We start from the raw sequence: 15,380 nt of genomic DNA on the forward strand, positions 1-15,380 counted from the left end.
AGTTTCTCAACCCTGTTTCAGTTGTTGATGCCGTACCCAGGCATGACCGCTCTGAATATCGAAATTGACAGCCCTGTGTCCGGTCAGGCCGAGGTCTTGAGCCATCAGGTTCAGGTTATGTTTTGCCACAAGGCTATGTGCCGCCTCCACGTTTCTAAGGGCAACATCAGCAACTCCCGGTTTTATGTGGCGCTCTGGAAACATGCTGCCGCCGCCGAAGAGCTTGACCTGATACTCCTCCGGGACCGTGTTGTGGCGTGCGACATCCAGTAGAAAAAGCGCCATCGCTTCGTCTGCATACCGCCCATTGAGCGGACCTGTCTTGCGCGCGCGACTTGGCAGCATGTAATGACACATCCCGCCGATCAACAGGACCGGATGCCACAGGGTGATCGAAACACAGGAACCCAGGAGGGTGCGGATCAGGGTGGAGGCATCGCCAAAATAGACGTCGCCGGGCTGCAGGAATATATCGATGGTACCGTCGGGCGTTTTCATGACTTCTGATAAATGGAGGGTGCTAATAACGTCAGGGCATCGGTGATGCCATTCAAACTTTCCGAATGGCTAACAATGAAATAGCCCCCAGGCTTGAGCAATGGCAATACGCGCGCGACAACTTTGCGTTTAGTGTCCTGGTCAAAATAAATCATGACATTGCGCAAAAAAATCACATCGAACTCCCCGATCTGCGGCAGCGTCTCGTTGAGGTTGATCTGCTGAAAATGGACCCTGTCGCGCAGGCGCCGCTCAATCAGGAAGGTGCCCTCCTGACGACCGGTGCCCTTTAAGCAATGTTTGACCAGCAGCGGCTTTGGAATGGTTGCCGCCCGAGCCATCGGGTAATGACCACTGCGGGCTCTTTCCAGTACCTGGCAGCTTATATCAGAGCCGATGATCTCCCAGGGCGTACTGCCCAAACCATCTGCCAACGTCATCGCCAGGCTGTAGGGCTCCTCGCCAGAGGAACTGGCGGCGCTCCACAGACGGAACATCCTGGCGGCTGCGGCGCTGGGCAGCACGTGTTGACGCAAAAAATCGAAGTGCTTTGGCTCACGAAAAAAATAGGTTTCATTGGTTGTCAGCAGGTCCAGGGCGACCTGCAACTCTGTTTCGCCACCCTCGCCCATAATCAACAGCAAGTAATCGCCGTAGTTGGTCAATTGATGGTGTTGCAGGCGTTTGGAAAGGCGACCGGCAACCAACGCTTTTTTCGTTTGAGACAGATTGATCCCGGCGGTGCGATACAGCCAGGACTGAAACTGATCGAACTCGCGATCTTTCAACGGAGAAGCATTCAAGGTAGACATCCTTGCCTGGTGCATCGGCGGGTATTTCGGGAAGCGCTTCCCGGCTGACGCCTGTCACGCCTGTCACGCCTAGTAACCGGGGGGCCTTCTAACGGCCCCCCTGCAATTGCCCCCCGATTTAAAGGCTCTTACGGAGCGGTACTCTCGAGGTTCCCTGCTTCGGCCAGCATGGACATTTCGTCGATCGACATCACACGGTCAACATCGAGGACGATAACGAACTTGCCATTGACCTTGGCCATGCCGCTGATGAAGTCAGCGCGTATCCTGGTACCGAAACTCGGAGCCGGCGCTATTTCAGTCGCCGGAATCTCCAGCACCGCCGATACCGCATCCACCAGCAGGCCAATATCCTGCGGGTTGCCTTCATCCGAGTTGGACTCGATGATCACGATGCAACTGCGCCGGGTGATCTCCGAGTTATGCCGTCCGAAGCGGGCCGAAAGATCCACCACGGGCACCACGGCACCGCGCAGATTAATAACCCCGCTGACGAAGTTTGGCATCATCGGGACGATGGTGAGATTTCCATACTCGATAATCTCCTTGATACCGAGAATACCAATGGCAAACATCTCACCACCGAGCAAGAACGTCAGGTATTGAGCCTCCTCTTCCTGGAGGACGACCGCTGTACGATTTGTCGTGACTAATGCGCCCATGCTGATCTCCAGTTAAAACCGGGTGAATTCGGCTTCTGCGGCGCTACTCGCTGCCTGACCAATGACGGTTTTATGGGGCGGCTGTGCGAAGCTCTGGGACGAGAACTTACTGCCCTTCGGCGCCCTGCTCGTGGCGGCCCTGGACAGGCTGGCAGTGTCGCCGGCTTCCAGGACAAAGAAACTCATGACCGCCTGTAGCTGCTCGGCCTGGCTGCTCATCTCCTCCGCCGTTGCTGCCAACTCCTCGCTGCTCGATGCGTTCTGCTGGGTGATCTGATTCAGCTGATTCATCGCCATGTTGATCTGGGCGACACCGGCTGCTTGCTCTTCGGAGGCGGCGCTTATTTCCTGAACAAGGTCGGAAGTCTTGTTGATCGAAGGCACCATTTCATCCAGCAGCTTGCCAGCCTTCTCTGCCAGCTCGACACTGCTCGAGGACAACTGACCAATTTCCTGAGCCGCGATCTGACTGCGTTCGGCCAGCTTGCGCACCTCCGCCGCCACCACAGCAAAGCCCTTGCCATGTTCGCCGGCCCGCGCCGCTTCGATGGCGGCGTTAAGTGCCAGCAGATTGGTCTGGTAAGCAATGTCATCAATGATGTTGATGCGTTGGGCGATCTGCTTCATCGCCGAGGCTGTCTGCTGTACCGATGCACCGCCTTCTACAGCCTCCTTGGCCGCCTTGCTGGCCATGCCGTCGGTGACCTTGGCGTTATCGGTATTTTGATTGATGCTGGCGCTCATTTGTTCGATCGACGCACTGGTTTCTTCCACGCTGGCCGCCTGTTCGCTGGTCGCCTGACTCATGGCTTGGGCCGTTGAACTGACCTGCTCCGAAGCGCTGGCCAGGCTGCTAGCGGCGCCACGTACCTCGCCGATAATCTGCGACAGCTTGCCGACCATGTTCTGCATGGCGGTCAATACCATGCCGGTTTCATCCTTGGAGGTCACCTCGATTTTGGCGGTAAGGTCGCCCTCGGCGAGCTGGCTGGCCACTTTGGCGGCGAGATTCAGCGGGCGCGAGATGATGCGGGAAATAAACAATGCGAGGAACAGACCAACGAGCAAAGAACCGAGCAGGACTCCGATGATGGCTATTCGAGCACTGGCATATAGTTCGTCGCCATGTTTGCTGGCCGTAGCCCCGCCTTCCTCGTTGAGCGTCACCATCTTCTGCAGGTCTTCAGTGACCGCATCAAAGGCTCGCTTCGAGTCGCCGTTGAGCAGCGTCAACGCCTGATCTTTCAGGTTCTGACGTGAGTAACCCAGCAGAGTCTTACTGTAGTTTTGATAAACCGTAAAATCGCTAATAAAATTCTCGTATAATTTGCGCTCTTCTGGACTGGCGATGAGTTTTTCATAAATCACAATCTGGACGGCCATCTGTTTATTTATATCGCTAGTAGAGCGCTCGAGCTCGTCCATTTCGGTGACCGATTGAGACAGAATATGGCGGGCTTCACGCAAGCGAAAATGAGCAACATCGAAGCGAATAGAGGATGCGGCACCCATAGCGGGCATCCAATTGGTTTCCATGTCGGTTGCAGTCAGATTCACCTGGCGAAGCTGGATGATAGAAAAGACGCCCATGAAGGCGGTCAATGCCAGCACAGCAAGAAAGGAGGCGATCAGTTTTGTGGCAATCTTCAGATCGTAGAACCATTGCATGGTGTATACCCCTGGGATAATGCTGCAACCTGCTCAGCGAGCGAGTATGACTGTTCTGTTTTTTTGTAATGGATTCAGTGTTTGCTGATGAGTAATCTGTTGCACCATCGATGGCACATCAACAATCAAGGCCACCGCACCGCTGCCCAGGATGGTTGAGCCACTGATGCCGCGCAGAGCATTGAACAACTTGCCCAGAGGTTTGATAACGGTCTGGAACTCGCCAAGGAGTTCGTCCACCACTAACCCTGCTTTCTGTTCGGCGCAATGCACCACCACCACGTTTTCCCGACGTCCCGGTTTACCCCCGACACTGAAGTGATCACGCAGAAATACCAGCGGCAGTACTTCGCCGCGCAACTCCAAATAGTTTCGTTCGCGAGTCGCCCGACGATCCTCTTCACTCAACTCGATGCACTCTTGCACCATGTCCAGCGGCACCACGTAGCTGGACTGGCCGACGCTGATCAGGAAACCGTCAATGATTGCCAGGGTCAGCGGCAGGCGGATGCGCACAGTGGTGCCCAGGCCGGGCTGGCTGTCGAGATCCACACTGCCGCGCAGAAGCGTGATGTTTTGTTTGACCACGTCCATGCCAACGCCGCGCCCGGAGAGGTTGGTGACGGCCGCAGCAGTGGAAAACCCTGCCTCAAAAATCAGGTTGTAGATTTCCTGATCGGAAGGCGTTGCATTGAGGGTAAGCAAACCCCGCTCCCGTGCTTTTTCGAGGATGCGCTCGCGGTTGAGTCCGGCACCGTCGTCCGCAATCTCAAGGACGATGCTGCCGGCATCGTGGTAAGCATTGAGGTGCAGTCGACCTTTGGCCGGTTTGCCAGCAGCCTGGCGAGCTTCGGGCGATTCGATACCGTGATCCATTGCGTTGCGCAGCAGGTGCATCAGCGGATCGCCGATTTTTTCTACCACGGTCTTGTCTAGCTCAGTTTCGCCACCGCTGATCACCAGCTCGATATCTTTGCCAAGCTCGTGACCGACATCCCGTACGACTCGCTGGAAGCGACTGAAGGTATCGCCGATTGGCACCATGCGTAGGCTTAATGCCCCGTCGCGAATTTCCTCCACCAGCCCGGAGACGATCGAGGAGGCTTCCTGCAGCGCATCATTACCTTGGTTCTTGGCGATCAAACTGGCTCCGGCACTGGCGATGACCAGCTCTCCCACCAGATTGATCAATTCGTCCAGTTTGTCCGCATGCACACGGATGTAGCGGTTTTCCTTGTTCTTCTGGTCCTGGACCTGGGTTTGTTTGTTCAGCGCGGCTTGCACCAGCACCGGCTCTACCGAGCACCGTTCAACCAGAATCTCACCCAGCGGTGTCGCCGGGCCGACTTGCCTGGAATTAACCCGCTGCACGTTCAAGCCGTCTTCGAGTTCTTGCGGGGTCAGAGCGCCGCTGCCGACCAGAATCTCACCGAGACGAATGGCGTCTTCCGGCAGGGCATTGATCAGCTCGATGTATTCCCCGATTTTGCTATGTGGCGGTAGAACATGCAGTACACAGTCATCGCGCACAAAGTCGAAAACCTCAGCGATGGTTGTCTTGTCAGACATGGATTGAAAGTCGATCTCAAAACCCAGATAACACGACTCAGCGTCCATCCTGTCAGTCTGCGGCATGCCCTCAGCCAGCGTAGTAATGCTGACAATCGTTCCCAAGGTGCTCAGGTAACGCAGAAACGACAGAGGGTCCATGCCATTGCGGAACACATCGGGGCCAAAACGCAGGGAGATATGCCAAAGATCCGAAACAACCGAGTCACTGCCGTATAGAGGGGTCAACTCAGCGGTTTCGAATGGGGCAACCGACGTTGGCACCTGCTGTACCGTAGACCCCTGGTAAATCTGTAAAGCCAGACGCAAGGCGTTTTCCCGGGTCACTGCGGCGACATCCAACTGCCCCCCTTGGGCCGCAACTACATTGACCAGCTCCAGCATGTGGTCATCACTTTCCAGCAGTACCGCCACCAGCTCCGAGGTGATTGTAATGCCGCCGTCACGGACCCGATCGAGCACGTCTTCGACAATGTGGGTAAAGCTGACAATGGGGTCCAGTCCGAACAACCCGGCGGAACCCTTGATCGTGTGCGCGGCACGAAATATAGCGGACAGGGTCTCGCTATCAGCCGGGTTATTCTCCAACAGCAGCAGCGACGCCTCCATGTCCTGGAGCAACTCGCGAGCCTCAACGATGAAAGTTTGAAGTGCCTGATCCAGGTTAAGACTCACACAAAATTCCTTTTAAATGCGTTTAGTAATTGACCGCCTGGGTCAACACCAATGGGTCACCCAAAAAAGCCGCCAGGTTGCACAGTTCAAACGCCTCCTGCACTGCCCGGCTGTGCGAGGTTAGCAGCAGCGTTTGACCTGTAAGCCGGGTTTCGCGCTTGGCCAGGATCAGGAGTTGCAGGCCTGCACTGTCGACCTCACTGACCTGAGACAGATCAATTTCCAGCCCACCCGAACGGGCCAGGTGGGGCAGCAGCTGTGACTTGAGTTCGTCTGCAGTGTAGATGGTCATCTCGCCTTCGATATGCAGCAGCGATATGCCATTTTTTTCTTCTATGCGGATCGTCATGCTGCGTTACTCCGAAACAAAGGAAGTTAAGGCAGGATCAGCTTGGAGACAGCGGCCAGCATCTGTGCTGGCTGAAACGGCTTGACCACCCAGGCCTTGGCGCCAGCCGCCTGACCTTCCAGCTTCTTGGCTTCTTGAGATTCGGTGGTCAGCATGATGATGGGTGTGAACTTGTAACTGGCCAGTTTCTTGACCTCTTTGACGAGGGTGATGCCATCCATGTTTGGCATGTTCACATCGCTGATCATCAGATGAATTTTCTGCCCATTCAGCTTGGCTAGTGCATCTTTGCCATCGCAGGCTTCGATCACATCGTAGCCTGCACTCTTGAGGGCAATACTGACGACTTGGCGTACGCTACTGGAGTCATCAACAACCATTACGGTTTTAGCCATGGGGTTCTCCTAGAAAAAAGTGATGGCCTGTTCTTGCACTGAACTCACCCTGCCACCATGGTGGATCTGGCGTTGCTCCTCGGTGGCGTAGGTCAACTCCATCTCCGCTAACCAAGCTTGAGCATCAATCTGTGCAACCTCGCCAGGACGCTGTCGACAGTGCTCCAAGTGCCGGTGCAGGCCCTCCATGTTGTCTCTTACATGGGCCAGAATCTGGCTAACCCGATCCTGGAACTGCAGGGCAACAAGAACCTCGGTAATTTCGTCACGAATACCGACACTCTCTTTTTGTAATATTTCGGCCGAGCCCGCCAGACGCTCCGTGATGCTATTAAAGCGCTCCAGAACCTTCTTGATCGAGGCTTCTGACCCTGCAACAGAGCCGCTATCGTGCTTGGCACTGCTTGCGGCAACCTCAACCAGTTGGGTGATGGCACTGTTGATAATGTCCACCTTGGCCGACATTTTTTGCCCCGTATCACTGGACTGGCTTGACAGTGTTCGTACTGCATCGGCCACTACCGCAAACCCCCGCCCTGCCTCCCCTGCCCGAGCAGCTTCGATTGCAGCATTTAAGGCCAGCAGGTTCGTTTGTGCAGCAATTGCAGCGACATCAGCGGCCATTGTTCTCAGCTCGCTGGTGTAATCCGTGAGGCTGCAGACCTGCGCTAGCATCTCGTCGCGGGTTTGTTGTGCTGCCCTCAATGTGTCGATTACATGCGTTAGTTCGGCCTCGCTTTGAGCCAGTACCTCCAGCGCCCCGCCTTCAGCTCGGCCAGCCAAGTCGCCTGCAGCGTTTTGTGACGTGTGAACAGCATCCTCCAGCTTTGTGCTTATTCCATAAAATCGGTTGCTAAGGGCAACAATGGCATCTTCGGTTTGTCGGCGGGAGCTTTCGACCTGCTTGGCCCAAATAGGGACAGCCTTGAGACATACCGCTTGTAAGCCATTGGCCGCAGCCGCTGTGTTTATCTCGATGGATCGCGCCTGTGCATCAGAAGATGCTTGAGCAATAACGCTTATAAGTTCACTACGCTGGCGACGGCCGACCCATACGCCAGTGCCTATCCCTAGTCCAATCAACAACAGGGCGGATGCCAACGAGATCGAATCGATTCCTGCATGGACGAGCAACAGGACAGCGCCAATGAAACTTGAGCCGAATGCCGGCCAGCAGAAAAAAGTCTGCCGGGACAGGAGTGATACGTATTGGTCAGCATCGATGTGCGGAGGCATAGGTTCCTTCCTAAGTAATTCTGACGATTTGGACAGTGAACAGCCTCAAAGGCTAAAGCGCCGCAGAATGACCTCTAACCCAGTGAACTCAACGATGTTCACGGCGTACATATAGGCGATTTTTTCAAGTCCCGCAGCGGCAGAGAGCCTGCCAAAAGAAACAAATGAGTCCTGATGTTCCATTTTGCCATGATGAGTAATTCCATTACTGAGCAGAGCGCATGTGTCTATTTTTATTATTTAAATCAGCTGCTTATCAAGCTACCTGACCAACCAATATCGTGTTGGTAATCGGTATTTTACGGAACACTTGTATTTTGCAGTGCGATGGCATCATGCCATACAGCACTCGCGCTTATTTATACTTATTTATACTAAATTGAACTGACAATCACGATTAAATGATATAAAGAACACCTTTGCTCATACGCTCCAGCACTGGCCTTAGCTGCATACAAAATAATGAATGTGATCGTGTGTCTCGAGAAATCGCGTCACTTCTTTACTGTTGCTCTTGGCTGAAGCACGCGTGAAACGGCATGGCGTAACCTGATCATTGCCTTCGAGCATTTCAACGAACAGCATCCCCATGGCACGTTGAAATACCGCACCCCAAAAGAATTCTGTAGCCATAACCCTCAATCAGTAAGCCTTCAGTTTATGAACAGCGCAGGGGGACCTTATGCCAATCCAACGGCCGAATGAACTGAGCCCGGCACCTAGCTATTGTCGTAGCGCTGTTCCGAGATGACCTGGACCACGGCCGAGAGCTGCGGCGTAAAATTCGCAGTCACCTATGCACCGACCAACCTATCGACGTCGGCACTCCAATCGCTGGTATAACCGGCACCGCTGGGCCTGAAGACGCTAGAGACGTAGTCCGTTTTTTCGCTGGAGTGGACGACATCCACAGTTCCGAAGCGACTGAAAGAAAATATTGGCGCGTCTTGATCATCGGCGCTGGCAGCGGCGGTATAGAGCGTTATACGCTTCTGTTCAAAATGACGCTTGACCCTAGGCATGACCGTGGTCGGAGCAGCTATAGTGGCACTTTGGAACAATCTTCTGTGCGCCCCCCCGCTTAAATCAGGTGCTGCGAAAAGGACGAACCAAGGCGAAAAAAACTGTTGCCGCAGATTCGGCTAAAATTGTTCAACTTTGTTCATTCCTGTGTAATATCTTGAGCATAAAATGCTACGGTTAAACGAGTTTCCATTTTCCGCCTGGACTGATTTGAGGCAAAAAACCCGTTCTGAAAATGGCCTGCTGGAGCTAAAGGGTCCCTCAAGCTCAACAAAAAGGGGTGCGACATGGCTCGCGATAAATATACGAGCGTCACCGACGTGACATGGACAGAGGTCGCAATGCAGAGCAACCCATGGTCCCAGAGTCAAAGGCAATTGCCTCTCACGGGCCACGCCCCGTCAGAAACGAGCAGGAAGCGGTATGCCCTCGGTCTCTCACCGACGCGCACAGATCCGTGTACCGGGGCTCAAGCTATACAGCACTGAAAGTGCCGTTAGCTTGAGCCCCGGAGTAAGTCCGTAATGGCTCCAAAAAGGATGTTTGATTCAACGGATAGATGAGGCCGTCATGTATAGAGTAAGCACGGGCTATGCCAGTGTATTGGTGAATACGCTCTCGGCTGAAGGCTTGAATGTGGTCGACCTGTGCAAGGAGGCTGGCCTGGATATGGAAATTCTGGGTCAGCCGTCAGCCTTTTGTCGGCGCAGTATTATGTACCGTTTGTGGGACTTGGCAGCTCAGGTGTCTGGCAATCCGAGTATCGGCCTGAAAGCCTACGGGCATGTGCACCCCGGCAGTTTACAAATCGTGGGGTACACGATGATGTCCAGCTTGAACCTGAAACGGGCCCTTGAACGTTTGGTTCGTTTCAGCTCATTGATTGGCACTGGATTCAGCCTTTTCTTTGTTCAAGAAGGGCCGAATTATCGCTTGTCCGGACTCGATCTGCAGCAACCTGACTCGGTTAAACCCCGGCAATACACCGATGCAGGGCTCGCTTCACTGCTCGGCTTCTGCCGCTGGCTTACGGGTGGAAACCTGCCGCGACCACTGAGTGTCGAGTTTACCTATCCAGAACCCGAGAACACCCATGAACATCAGCGGGTTTTTGGTTGTCCTTTAGTTTTCGGGGCAGCCTATGACAGCATCGTGTTCGATGGGCAGGAGCTCCTGCATCCCTTGAGTATGGCCAATGAGGCTTTGGCCACACTCCATGACAGTTTTGCCGAGGCTCAGATGGACCTGTTGTTTGGCTTCTCTATCCTTGGCCGGGTTCGCGCGATGATCACTGAGCGCTTGAGCCAAGGGCAAGGGCAAGACCTCTATGACATGGCGTCGATAGCGGCAGAGCTGCATATCAGCAAACGAACACTTCAGCGAGCACTTGAGAAGGATGGTGTGCAATACAAGGATGTCTTGAGCGATTTGCGTAGGCAAATGGCTGACTTCTATCTGCGCCACTCTCATTACAACATGAAGCATGTGGCCTACCTCCTCGGCTTCCACGACCATAGCAGCTTCCATAAAGCCTGCTGTCGCTGGTTCGATATGCCTCCTGGACAGTACCGAGTCCATGGGTCGCCACTCAAGGTCGAGGAAGAAGAGCACCCCCCTATCGAGGCAGAAGAGAACGTTCAGGAACCGCATCGGCAAGAGGGCGCATACGCTTGGCCAGGATTCTTGCTGGGTGGCAATCAAGCCGTGTAACGCTCCAGTTTCTCCGGACCTCTCGATATGAGCCTGCGCCGCAGGCCTCCATACCCTGCACCCTGCGGGGTGCATCCACAGTTTTCCAGTGAGCGCTAAAGACATCCGGACAACCCTTAGCGCAACACCGATCCGCGGCAGTGGTCATAGTAGGATAAGATGCTTGCGAATCAGGCTCGCAATGAGAAGCCCCGCATGACAGATAACAGTCGGAACACTACCCGTCTGATCAAGAAATACCCCAATCGCCGCCTCTATGACACGCACACCAGCAGTCATTTGACCTTGGCGGATATACGTCAGCTGGTTGTCGATAAAATCCCGTTCCAGGTGGTCGACGCAAAGAGCGGCGAGGACCTGACTCGAAGTATCTTGCTTCAGGTGATTCTAGAAGCCGAAAGTGGCGGTGAACCGATCTTCTCCAGTGACATGCTCATGGGAATTATCCAGTTCTACGGCCCCTATCAGGGAGTCCTCGGCAGCTACCTGGATAAAAGCATCCAGACCGTCATCGACGTCCAGTCCCAAACGGGTGCGCAGTCCTCTGAGGCCTGGAGCGAGTTCATGCACCAGCAGGCACCGGTCATGCAGGATTTGATGCGTCAATATGTCGACCAATCAAAGGCGCTTTACCTGAACACTCAAAACCTCTTCGGTTTGTTCGGCGGCACACCACCAAGCCAGCCTGGAACCGGCGCCGGACGAAAAAAAAATGACGATGGGGAGTGAACCCATCGCCATTCGTAAAACTAATCTTTACTTGATTTGAATCGACTTACTTGTTACCGCCAGCCGCCTTGCCCGGTGCAGCTTTGCCAGCTGCGGCAGTCGCAGCGTTGAAACCGCTCTGGGCAATATCAGCAGCCTGTTTGGCAGCTTTCTGTGCGTTTTCATAAACGCTACCGGCATTCGCCAACGTCGACTTGAATGCAGCCACGACAGGCTCTGAGCCAGCCGGTGCATTTTTGCTGATCACTTCGATGAACTCTTGCACCTGCTGGGTGCCCGCTTCTACCTGACCTTCAGCCAGTTTGGCGATTTCCGACTGAGTGCCGACAATCAATTCCTGGATTTGACGATTGAACTCAGCCAGGCGCTCGGCCTGTACATTTGGCTGGGTAAAAGAAGCTTGCAGCTCAGCGAACCCTTGTGGATCACGTACTGCCAACAGCTTGCGGAAACCGTCGAAGTACTCTTCAGTGGACGCCCGCAGAGTTTTGAACTGCAATTGGCTGAGCTGTTCAACACTCGAGAAGACTTTGCCGCTGATTTGCTGCAGAAGATCGAGGTTAGCTTTCTGAGCGGCTTGCAATTTATCCGAATTAAAAAAAGACATGCTTGAATCTCCTGATGCTGGAAGGCCGACATGGGCCTGAGGACGCGACAGCAATCCTGTTGAGTCATCGCGTTAGCCTTAATATTGCAGCGCACAAAACCGTTTGGCAACCTTTTTTTGTGCACTGCAAAAAAGCTTTGCCCATTTTGCCACTATTCGCTATAAAACCCTCAGAAACCGAATAGATCGGCCAAACCACATCCCTTCCTGGATAGCGGGGGCTGAGGCTAGCTACTTACCATGCATACCGCCAGGAGATCATCATGGGCCAGGAAGATATTGTTGCGCCGCAAGATAGAGGGCTTTTTTCACCGCACGGCCTAGTAGAACATCTGAGTCACCTGCAACACATGAACACCTCGAACGCCCTCGACGCCTCGCGCCAGCGTCAGGAAAAAACCCTTACCCCTCTGTTTCAGGGTCAACTCCGTCAACCCACAGCCGATGACTGGCAGGAATACTTCACCGACCTCAGCCAACGCAGCCTGTTGTTCTGGGACACCCTGCGCCAGCGCGGCGACAATACGCTTGCCCATGAGCGCGCCGGGTACCCACTGCTGCTCAAGTTCAATCATGAAACGCTGATCGCCGGCTCGGACCTCCCCCGCCCGGTCAACTACTCGCTATTGCGTATCTTTCCCGAACCCGAGCAACGGATCGACAGCAGCAGCCAGCCAGTGATCATCATTGATCCACGCGGCGGCCACGGCTCGGGCATCGGCGGCTTCAAACAGGATTCAGTCATAGGCGAAAGCCTCAGAGCTGGCCACCCCACCTATTTCATCGCCTTCAGTCACGCACCGACGCCAGGGCAAACGCTTGCGGACATTGTAGAAGCCGAAGCCCACTTCATCGAAGCAGTCAGTGCCCTCCACCCTGCCAGCAGCAAACCCATAATGGTCGGCAACTGCCAGGCCGGCTGGGCTTTAATGGGTTTGGCTGCAACACACCCAGAACTGCCGGGCTTGATCATCATTAATGGCGCCCCCCTGTCGTACTGGGCCGGTGTCAATGGCCGCAATCCGATGCGTTATACCGGCGGCCTGCTGGGTGGAGGTTGGACCACTCGCTTGGCAAGCGATTTGGGCAACGACCGTTTCGACGGTACCTGGCTGGTCAGTAACTTCGAAAAACTGGACCCCGCCAACACCTATTGGAACAAGTACTACCAGCTGTTCAGTCAAGTCGATAGCGAGGCGCCGCGCTTTCTCGATTTTGAACGCTGGTGGGGCAGCCCGAGCCTGTTAAATGGCGAAGAAATCGAAATGATTGTCGACAACCTGTTCATCGGCAATCAACTGTCCGGCGGCCTCGGTCGCAAGACCAACGGGCTTGACCTGAAAAGGATCGAAGTACCGGTGGTGGTGTTCTGCTCTTACGGAGACAACATCACTTCCCCGCAGCAAGCGTTGAACTGGATCGCTGACGTGTATCACAGTGATCTAGCGTTGCATAACGCTGGGCGCACTATCGTCTACCTGCAACACGCCAGTATTGGCCATCTGGGCATTTTCGTTTCCGGCAAGGTTGCCCGGCGTGAACACCGCGAGTTGCTCGGCGCTGTCGAGGCCATCAATGCGCTGTCAGCGGGGCTGTATGAAATGCTGATCGACGATCTGCCTGACCCATCAGGCAGCGGTGACGCACACTATCGCGTACATTTCGAACCAAGGAAAATCGCCGACATCCATAATGACCGCGAGCCGACGCGTGATGACGATCGCGAATTCGCGCTGGTAGAGCGCACCTCCGAAATCAATAGCTCGCTGTACGACTGGTTCGTCCGTCCCTGGATACGCCAACTGGTCAATGAGCCCAGTGCCGAACTGATGCGCAAGGCACACCCGTTCCATCAGCAACAGGTGGCCTGGAGCAGTCTGAACCCAGCACTGTGGTGGCTTGCAGGCACCGCGACTCTCGCGCGCAATGATCGTCGCCCGGTACGCAAGGACAACCCACTGCTGGCGTGGCAGGACCTGTTCTCCAACCAGATGCAAGATGCTCTAAATGCTTATCGTGATGTGCGTGATGCATCCCTGGAGCTGTGTTTCTACGGTGTGTATGGCGGGTTAAGCGCCCTCCTTGACAACAAGCCTGCGCGAAATCTCCAGAAGCATGCCGACCTGCAGGACAAGGCCCTGATAGAAAGCCTGCATCAAGCACTCTCCCTCGGCGGTAAATTGGAAGCGCTGGCACGGATCCTGGTTCTGATTGGCCGTGACAACGACGCAATCGACAAGCACCGCATCGAGCAACTGATCCAGCAAGGCAATGTCCCGGTCCAGCACTACATCGATCCGATTATCCTGCGCGAAACCATACGACTGCAGAGCCTGCTGGTCTTTGTCCATCCAGAAGAAAGCTTGACCAGCCTGCCCTTGCTGCTTCCACAGGCTGAGGCGCGCCAGCAGGTTCTGACGGCCGTGGCGCAATTCGTGCCTGAACTGCTGACGACCACCGGGACTGGCTTTGGACTCTGGCGTGAACTGCACTCGCTATTCGACATCCCTCTTCCCGGTTTTAGCTTGACCCAGTCGCCAAGTGAAGCAGATGCCATTCAGAAGGTAGCGCCTCTGGAGCTATCGCCGCCTGTAGTGACGCAGCCGCCAGAGGTAGCGGAGGTAACACCCGTAATAGCCAAACAAGCAGAGACCCTCGCGCCACTTGCCCCACCTGCGGAACGCACAGTCAAAACAGTCGCACCTGAACGTCAGCGTGCCAAGGTCAAGGTCAAGGTCAAAAGCACTCGACCAGCAACACTCCCAACCGTTGCAACGCCAACGCCAACTGTAATTCCAGCTGCAGCGCCAACCGAAACTTTAATTCCAACCACAATACCCACTGAAACTGTAATTCCAACTGCAGCACCAATTGAAACTGTAATTCCAACCGCAGCACCAACTGAAACTGTAATTCCAATCGCAGCACCAATTGAAACTGTAATTCCAACCGCAGCACCAATTGAAACTGTAATTCCAACCGCAGCACCAATTGAAACTGTAATTCCAACCGCAGCACCAATTGAAACTGTAATTCCAACCGCAGCACCAATTGAAACTGTAATTCCAACCGCAGCACCAACTGAAACTGTAATTCCAACCGCAACTGCAATTCCAGCTCCAGCTCCAGCTCCACAGTTGGTGCCCGCGCCGACCCCCACCACGGGTAAAGGTCCAGCGCACACGCCAAAGAAGGGGGCGAAAGGAAAAAAACAGATCAAGCCCGACATCCTCGGGTAACCCGCGATCTGCAACGGCCGGAATAGGAATCTCTCATATACAGTCCAGCCTGTTGGAACAGGCTGGCAATACCCAAGCGGTGGATCCGAACAACATATTCATTAGCATGCTTGCATAAACCGAATTCATTTCCTGTGCGTGGCACCGTAGGACACGAAACAGTCACCTCCCAACACTTCCGTGTGACCCGTCAATACAGAACAATCCA

12 protein-coding genes are annotated in these 15,380 nt (G+C 54.5%); 3 read left to right on the forward strand and 9 right to left on the reverse strand.

Annotated elements, in window-relative coordinates:
* Positions 1-6 precede the first annotated feature (6 nt).
* The 8 genes from AC1ME2_RS01730 to AC1ME2_RS01765 form a co-directional block, all read right to left on the reverse strand.
* Positions 7-498, reverse strand: coding sequence for a chemotaxis protein CheD (locus tag AC1ME2_RS01730; RefSeq protein WP_480438935.1), 492 nt, complete (start codon positions 496-498; stop codon positions 7-9).
* Complete coding sequence (locus tag AC1ME2_RS01735) at positions 495-1,310, reverse strand: CheR family methyltransferase (RefSeq protein WP_480438936.1); 816 nt, start codon at positions 1,308-1,310, stop codon at positions 495-497. The genes AC1ME2_RS01730 and AC1ME2_RS01735 overlap by 4 nt, the downstream gene beginning before the upstream one ends.
* Before the next feature lie 128 nt (positions 1,311-1,438).
* Positions 1,439-1,972: a chemotaxis protein CheW gene (locus AC1ME2_RS01740; protein ID WP_480438938.1), complete on the reverse strand. Its 534-nt coding sequence runs from the start codon at positions 1,970-1,972 to the stop codon at positions 1,439-1,441.
* Positions 1,973-1,984: 12 nt separating this feature from the next.
* The gene (locus AC1ME2_RS01745; protein WP_480438940.1) at positions 1,985-3,640 is read right to left on the reverse strand and encodes a methyl-accepting chemotaxis protein; all 1,656 of its coding nucleotides are present in this window, start codon (positions 3,638-3,640) and stop codon (positions 1,985-1,987) included.
* Positions 3,641-3,673: 33 nt separating this feature from the next.
* Positions 3,674-5,884 carry a chemotaxis protein CheA gene (locus tag AC1ME2_RS01750; RefSeq protein WP_480438942.1) on the reverse strand — a complete coding sequence of 737 codons (2,211 nt, stop codon included), beginning with the start codon at positions 5,882-5,884 and terminating at the stop codon, positions 3,674-3,676.
* 22 nt (positions 5,885-5,906) lie between these two features.
* Entirely contained in the window at positions 5,907-6,233 is a 327-nt protein-coding gene (locus tag AC1ME2_RS01755) for an STAS domain-containing protein (protein ID WP_480438943.1), read from the reverse strand.
* Positions 6,234-6,259: 26 nt separating this feature from the next.
* On the reverse strand, positions 6,260-6,628 hold the full coding sequence (locus AC1ME2_RS01760) for a response regulator (RefSeq protein ID WP_480438945.1): 369 nt from the start codon (positions 6,626-6,628) through the stop codon (positions 6,260-6,262).
* A 9-nt stretch (positions 6,629-6,637) separates the two neighbouring features.
* Positions 6,638-7,303: a methyl-accepting chemotaxis protein gene (locus AC1ME2_RS01765; RefSeq protein WP_480441951.1), complete on the reverse strand. Its 666-nt coding sequence runs from the start codon at positions 7,301-7,303 to the stop codon at positions 6,638-6,640.
* Positions 7,304-9,457: 2,154 nt separating this feature from the next.
* On the opposite strand from AC1ME2_RS01765, the gene AC1ME2_RS01770 reads away from it, so the two are divergent.
* A complete protein-coding gene (locus AC1ME2_RS01770; protein WP_480438946.1) occupies positions 9,458-10,597 on the forward strand; it encodes an AraC family transcriptional regulator in 1,140 nt (379 codons plus the stop codon).
* A 195-nt stretch (positions 10,598-10,792) separates the two neighbouring features.
* Positions 10,793-11,326 carry a polyhydroxyalkanoate synthesis repressor PhaR gene (gene phaR, locus AC1ME2_RS01775; RefSeq protein ID WP_480441953.1) on the forward strand — a complete coding sequence of 178 codons (534 nt, stop codon included), beginning with the start codon at positions 10,793-10,795 and terminating at the stop codon, positions 11,324-11,326.
* 46 nt (positions 11,327-11,372) lie between these two features.
* Here the strand turns inward: phaR and phaP are convergent, their stop codons facing one another.
* The gene (gene phaP, locus AC1ME2_RS01780) at positions 11,373-11,933 is read right to left on the reverse strand and encodes a TIGR01841 family phasin (RefSeq protein ID WP_480438947.1); all 561 of its coding nucleotides are present in this window, start codon (positions 11,931-11,933) and stop codon (positions 11,373-11,375) included.
* A 263-nt stretch (positions 11,934-12,196) separates the two neighbouring features.
* Between phaP and AC1ME2_RS01785 the strand changes: the two genes are divergently transcribed.
* Entirely contained in the window at positions 12,197-15,172 is a 2,976-nt protein-coding gene (locus AC1ME2_RS01785; RefSeq protein ID WP_480438948.1) for a DUF3141 domain-containing protein, read from the forward strand.
* Positions 15,173-15,380 lie beyond the last annotated feature (208 nt).

The organism is Pseudomonas sp. ASL9 (assembly GCF_056680335.1).